At 35.5% G+C, this 4,753-nt stretch carries 5 protein-coding genes and 1 pseudogene; 4 read left to right on the top strand and 2 right to left on the bottom strand.

Annotated features, from left to right (window positions below):
• Window positions 1-413, top strand: a pseudogene (locus tag VFS71_RS13225) (protein-tyrosine-phosphatase); the annotation flags it as partial.
• 111 nt (window positions 414-524) lie between these two features.
• A complete protein-coding gene (arsB, locus tag VFS71_RS13220) occupies window positions 525-1,595 on the top strand; it encodes an ACR3 family arsenite efflux transporter (RefSeq protein ID WP_326401779.1) in 1,071 nt (356 codons plus the stop codon).
• A 199-nt stretch (window positions 1,596-1,794) separates the two neighbouring features.
• Here arsB and VFS71_RS13215 read toward each other — a convergent pair whose 3' ends face one another.
• Window positions 1,795-2,025 carry an HTH-like domain-containing protein gene (locus VFS71_RS13215; RefSeq protein ID WP_111411458.1) on the bottom strand — a complete coding sequence of 77 codons (231 nt, stop codon included), beginning with the start codon at window positions 2,023-2,025 and terminating at the stop codon, window positions 1,795-1,797.
• A 272-nt stretch (window positions 2,026-2,297) separates the two neighbouring features.
• On the opposite strand from VFS71_RS13215, the gene VFS71_RS13210 reads away from it, so the two are divergent.
• Entirely contained in the window at window positions 2,298-2,594 is a 297-nt protein-coding gene (locus VFS71_RS13210; protein ID WP_111411457.1) for a hypothetical protein, read from the top strand.
• A 119-nt stretch (window positions 2,595-2,713) separates the two neighbouring features.
• On the opposite strand, the gene VFS71_RS13205 is transcribed toward VFS71_RS13210, so the two are convergent.
• Window positions 2,714-3,265 carry a DUF4494 domain-containing protein gene (locus VFS71_RS13205; protein ID WP_326401776.1) on the bottom strand — a complete coding sequence of 184 codons (552 nt, stop codon included), beginning with the start codon at window positions 3,263-3,265 and terminating at the stop codon, window positions 2,714-2,716.
• A 478-nt stretch (window positions 3,266-3,743) separates the two neighbouring features.
• On the opposite strand from VFS71_RS13205, the gene VFS71_RS13200 reads away from it, so the two are divergent.
• Entirely contained in the window at window positions 3,744-4,166 is a 423-nt protein-coding gene (locus tag VFS71_RS13200; RefSeq protein WP_326401774.1) for a VOC family protein, read from the top strand.
• Window positions 4,167-4,753: the final 587 nt, after the last annotated feature.

The raw sequence follows: 4,753 nt of genomic DNA, 5'->3' as shown, positions 1-4,753 counted from the left end.
CATATTACAACATCAAAAACGTATTCAGCTATTCGGGCGGAACCGAAGCCACTGCTTTATTTCCCATGGTAGCACAAACATTATCGAAAAACGGTTTTCAAATCAACACACTTTCTGAAGGAAACAATCCCGTTTATAGCGTGAAATACAATGAAAACGATCATCCGCTAATTTGCTTTTCCAAAACATATGATAACACTTTTAACCCACAAAGTGAGTTTGCAGCTATTCTAACTTGTTCCTCTGCCGATAATGGTTGTCCATTCATTGCAGGAGCCGAAAAACGAATCCCAATTACCTTCGAAGATCCAAAAGCCTTTGACAACACTCCTCAACAATCCGAAAAATATCAGGAACGAAGCATCCAAATTGCGACAGAGTTATTTTATGTATTCTCCCAAATAAAAAAATAAATTTAAAATTTTAACAATTAAGAAATTAAGAAAAACAAGTTTTAGAGTATTACAAAACAATACTTAACTAATCTTAATGCTTTAAAATAATTAATGCCTAAAAATCAAATTATGTCCGCAAATAATTGTGCTCCCGCTTTGGAACGAAAAAAATTAGGATTCCTTGACAGCAACCTTACCCTCTGGATATTTCTGGCCATGGTCATAGGCGTTTCCATAGGCTTTTTTATCCCCTCAAGCAGCGGATTTATCAACTCCTTTTCGAGTGGCACTACCAATATTCCTTTGGCAATCGGGTTAATATTAATGATGTATCCGCCACTAGCCAAAGTCAAATACGAACAAATGAGCGAAGTATTCAAAAACACCAAAGTACTGGGTGCCTCCTTATTTCTCAACTGGATTATCGGCCCCATTTTAATGTTTGCCCTCGCCCTGCTATTCCTCAATGGCTATCCTGAATACATGATTGGCGTTATCCTCATCGGGCTCGCGCGTTGCATCGCCATGGTCGTGGTTTGGAATGACCTAGCTGATGGCAATCGCGAATATGCAGCAGGATTAATAGCCCTAAACAGCATATTTCAGGTATTACTCTACAGCGTTTATGCCTATGTTTTCATCACCATACTCCCTCCCTATTTTGGGTATCACGGCTTTGAAGTCAACATCAGCATTGGACAAATTGCCGAAAGTGTGGGTATATACCTCGGCATTCCATTTGCCCTGGGCATCATCTCTCGTTATGCTTTGATTGCGACCAAAGGAACAGAATGGTTCGAGACAAAATACGTTCCTTTTATCTCCCCCATCACCTTAATTTCTTTGTTATTCACCATCATATTAATGTTCAGCCTCAAGGGAGAATTAATCATTCAAATACCAATGGACGTCCTGCGTATCGCCCTGCCACTGGTGATTTATTTCGTCATTATGTTTGTCATGAGCTTCTTCGTCGGCAAGTACTTTGGAGCCGATTATTCCAAATCTACTGCCATTGCCTTTACCGCCACTGGAAACAATTTTGAGTTAGCCATCGCCGTAGCCATTGGCGTTTTTGGTATCAACAGTGGTCAAGCATTTGCAGGTGTTATAGGTCCATTGGTCGAAGTTCCCGCATTAATCGCCTTGGTCAATGTCGCCTTTTGGTTCCGAAAAAAATATTATAGTGATAAAGAGTAGTATTATTGGGAGCTAATCCTGCTGTTCACTATATCTGTTGTCCCGAACACCGGGACAACAGGATGCCGTTTCCATCAGGGCTAGGCACCCGTTTTCATAAGAACATTTGTTTTCTAAAACAACTTAAGCTGCAATACTATAAAGTTTAGAATTGCAGCTTATTTATTTTCTTAAAATTTAAACCCAAATAATATTTCGGTTATAATTGTTTCGAGCTAACATATACAGACAGTTTCACTCCTTTTGACAATTCATTAATATATGCTTCCGAAATTCCGGATGCTTTCATAATTTCTTCATTAGAGTAATTATCCTTTTTAATTTCAGCAGCATATCTTATTCCAAATAAACGTACAATTAGTGCTGCATCTTCTTTTGGAGAATTATTATACATATCACTCAATATTGCTCCTAATTCTGCTATACTCATAATTTACATGTTTTATTAGTTACTGATATCTCTTTTCAACATCCATGCCAAACATCTAACAATAAACACATTACAACATTATATTAACAAAAAATCTGTACGTTTAAAATTCAACTTCACAAAGTGTAGCTTTTGGATAAAGCAAACTGCACTTTAATTTCTATTTTACTTATAAATAAATGTTTATCAGCACATTAACATCTAGTCAATTGTATTATTTCTTAACTTTATACGAGTAAAATCATTTTGTTTAACATCTAAATTTTGTACTCATGTATATAGTTCGCGAAATTTTTTATCTGCAATTTGGCCGTTATAAAGATGCCAAAGTTTTGATTGATGAAGCCACACAAGGCGGATTGTTCCCTCAGACAACCGGAAATCGGGTTTTAACCGACTTTACTGGAGAAAGCTACCGACTGATTTTTGAATCATCTTATTCAGCACTTGCGGATTTTGAAAAAGAACTTGCAAAAGACATGGGTGCCGCAGATTGGAAAGGGTGGTATGAAAAATTCAAAGTCTTAGTTCGCCATTCCGAAAGGGAAATTCTCAAACAAATTTCCTAATTTATATAGGCATCTCTCATTAACCAATAAAAAAATCGCTCCGCAACCAAAAAACTTTTCGGTTGCGGAGCGAAGTATTTAAAGGTGTTCCCATAAGTCGTGGGCAATAGTAGCTTGGATTAAACGCTTTCCTCCAAATAAGCTGGATCAAACTCCATAGTATCCTGCACTTCAGTTGCTACAGGTCTGGAGGCTTTCAGCGCATTGAACCTTTCCAATTGTTCAGTCTCTCCTTCTTCCCCACTAAAATAAGGGAAAACATCCATAATTGGAGATTCTGAAATAGCAGGAATAGTGTATTCTCCCATAGTAGTTTTCATGACATGGGTCGTGTTGTCATAAGCTTCTTTTACATCATTGGCCTGCACCAATAAATACATATTTGACTTTCGCTCTTTACCACTTTCTTCATCATAAGCCATTAATGAAACCCTAGATTTAAACCAACGGTCAGCATTTTCGAAAGGATGAATCTCAGCGTAATTAGCCACTTTTATATTCGTTATTTTGAATTCCTCACTGATATAAGCAGACATCTCTTCATTAATTCTGCTTTCTGCTTCCGTATAAGACAAAGCGTCTACCAAATAAGGTTCAGTCGTAACTTTTTGTCCACCAGTTTCATCCGTTTTTCTATATTTTACTTTGCATTCGTACCAAATTGTGCTCATATATTTTTTTTAAGGATGCCAAAGATAGATTTTAAAGAAAATAAAAATCACAATTCAGAAAATAGATATTCACAATTTCGAATGGCTGATAAAATTGCAGTTTTTTTGAGTCATTTTTGCTATTTTAGCTATATCAAAAAGAGCATCGCAAACCAAAAATTGGGTTCCTTTCCCTGCTTTCTGTTCCAGCAGGACGTACACTTGAAAACGTCGATATTACTACTTTGGAAAAACTATCCAAACACAGCGAAAAAGATATTTTTAAATTACACGAAATCAGGAAAACCACGATTCCAAAATTGCAGGAAGCTCTCAAAGCAGACAATCTCACATTTACAAAGCTAAACGCATAGAAAACTTTTGATAAAAAAAATCACAATCAATTCTATTTCAATTAATTAATTATTTCTTTTTCTTAACTTCGTTAGTCCTAATACAGACATTTTTTGGATTAATTAAAATTTATAAATGGTATAAAATGGCAAATCAAATTTATCCATGTTTGTGGTTTGACGGACAGGCCAAAGCAGCAGCAGAGCATTATTGCTCCATTTTCAAAAATTCAAAAATCACTTTTGAAAATCATTTTATAGTCAACTTTGAATTGAACGGGAACAAATTTATGGCCCTAAATGGTGGTCCCATGTATAAATTATCTCCTGGCAATTCCTATGTCATAGAATGCGAAACACAGGAAGAAATTGACCATTATTGGGACAAACTAGGCGAAGGAGGAATCTATAATAAATGCGGTTGGCTTGATGATAAATTTGGAGTTACGTGGCAAATTGTTCCAAGGATTTTAGGCGAACTTATGGCTGACCCTGAAAAAGCGCCAAGAGTGATGCAGGCATTTATGCAAATGACCAAGTTTGAGATACAAGGATTGCTTGATGCATAAGAAAATTTGTTTTTTCAACCAGCTTTGCATGGGAAAACTACCAACTGATTTTTGAATTGACTTATACTACTCGTTCAGATTTTAAAAAAAACTTGCAAAATATACAGTAACAACGGATTGGAAACTGTAATACAAAAATCTAAAGCCTTAATTTGCCATTATCAAAAGGAAATCCGCAAACAAATTTCCTGATATTGGTTTGATGAATCTTGTATTTCATTTTTTCACTTTCATATAAACACTATCAATCCCATATTTTACAACTATCCCTCCGCTGCACAGATATACCTCTACAATCGACAACTGACTAATGAAATATACCCTTGCAATCCTACCCAAGATATTTTTATATTTGAGTAATCGGAGCCCTTTGTTTGCATGAATAAAATATCAATTGAGAATGCTTTATGCTAATTTTGTAAGCACAAAAGATGGCATGAATCGCTCTTAATTATCCCAAATTCTATTTTTAAAAATATCAAATGTTTGTTTTAAATGTTGATTAATTAATAAAAAGAAAACAACTATAAGCATTATACTTCCCATAACCGTAAAGATTTCCATATTCGACAATAAAACCGATTGTT

It is taken from the genome of Flavobacterium sp. (genome assembly GCF_035760125.1).
Classification (GTDB): Bacteria; Bacteroidota; Bacteroidia; order Flavobacteriales; family Flavobacteriaceae; genus Flavobacterium.
Note: the sequence above shows the minus strand (reverse complement) of the source record. Positions and strands in the feature narration are given on the sequence as shown.

Coding starts and splice junctions, on each gene's coding strand:
- VFS71_RS13200 (WP_326401774.1), top strand. CDS start 3,744: ATGGCAAATCAAATTTATCCATGTTTGTGGTTTGACGGACAGGCCAAA.
- VFS71_RS13210 (WP_111411457.1), top strand. CDS start 2,298: ATGTATATAGTTCGCGAAATTTTTTATCTGCAATTTGGCCGTTATAAA.
- VFS71_RS13215 (WP_111411458.1), bottom strand. CDS start 2,025: ATGAGTATAGCAGAATTAGGAGCAATATTGAGTGATATGTATAATAAT.
- VFS71_RS13205 (WP_326401776.1), bottom strand. CDS start 3,265: ATGAGCACAATTTGGTACGAATGCAAAGTAAAATATAGAAAAACGGAT.
- arsB (WP_326401779.1), top strand. CDS start 525: ATGTCCGCAAATAATTGTGCTCCCGCTTTGGAACGAAAAAAATTAGGA.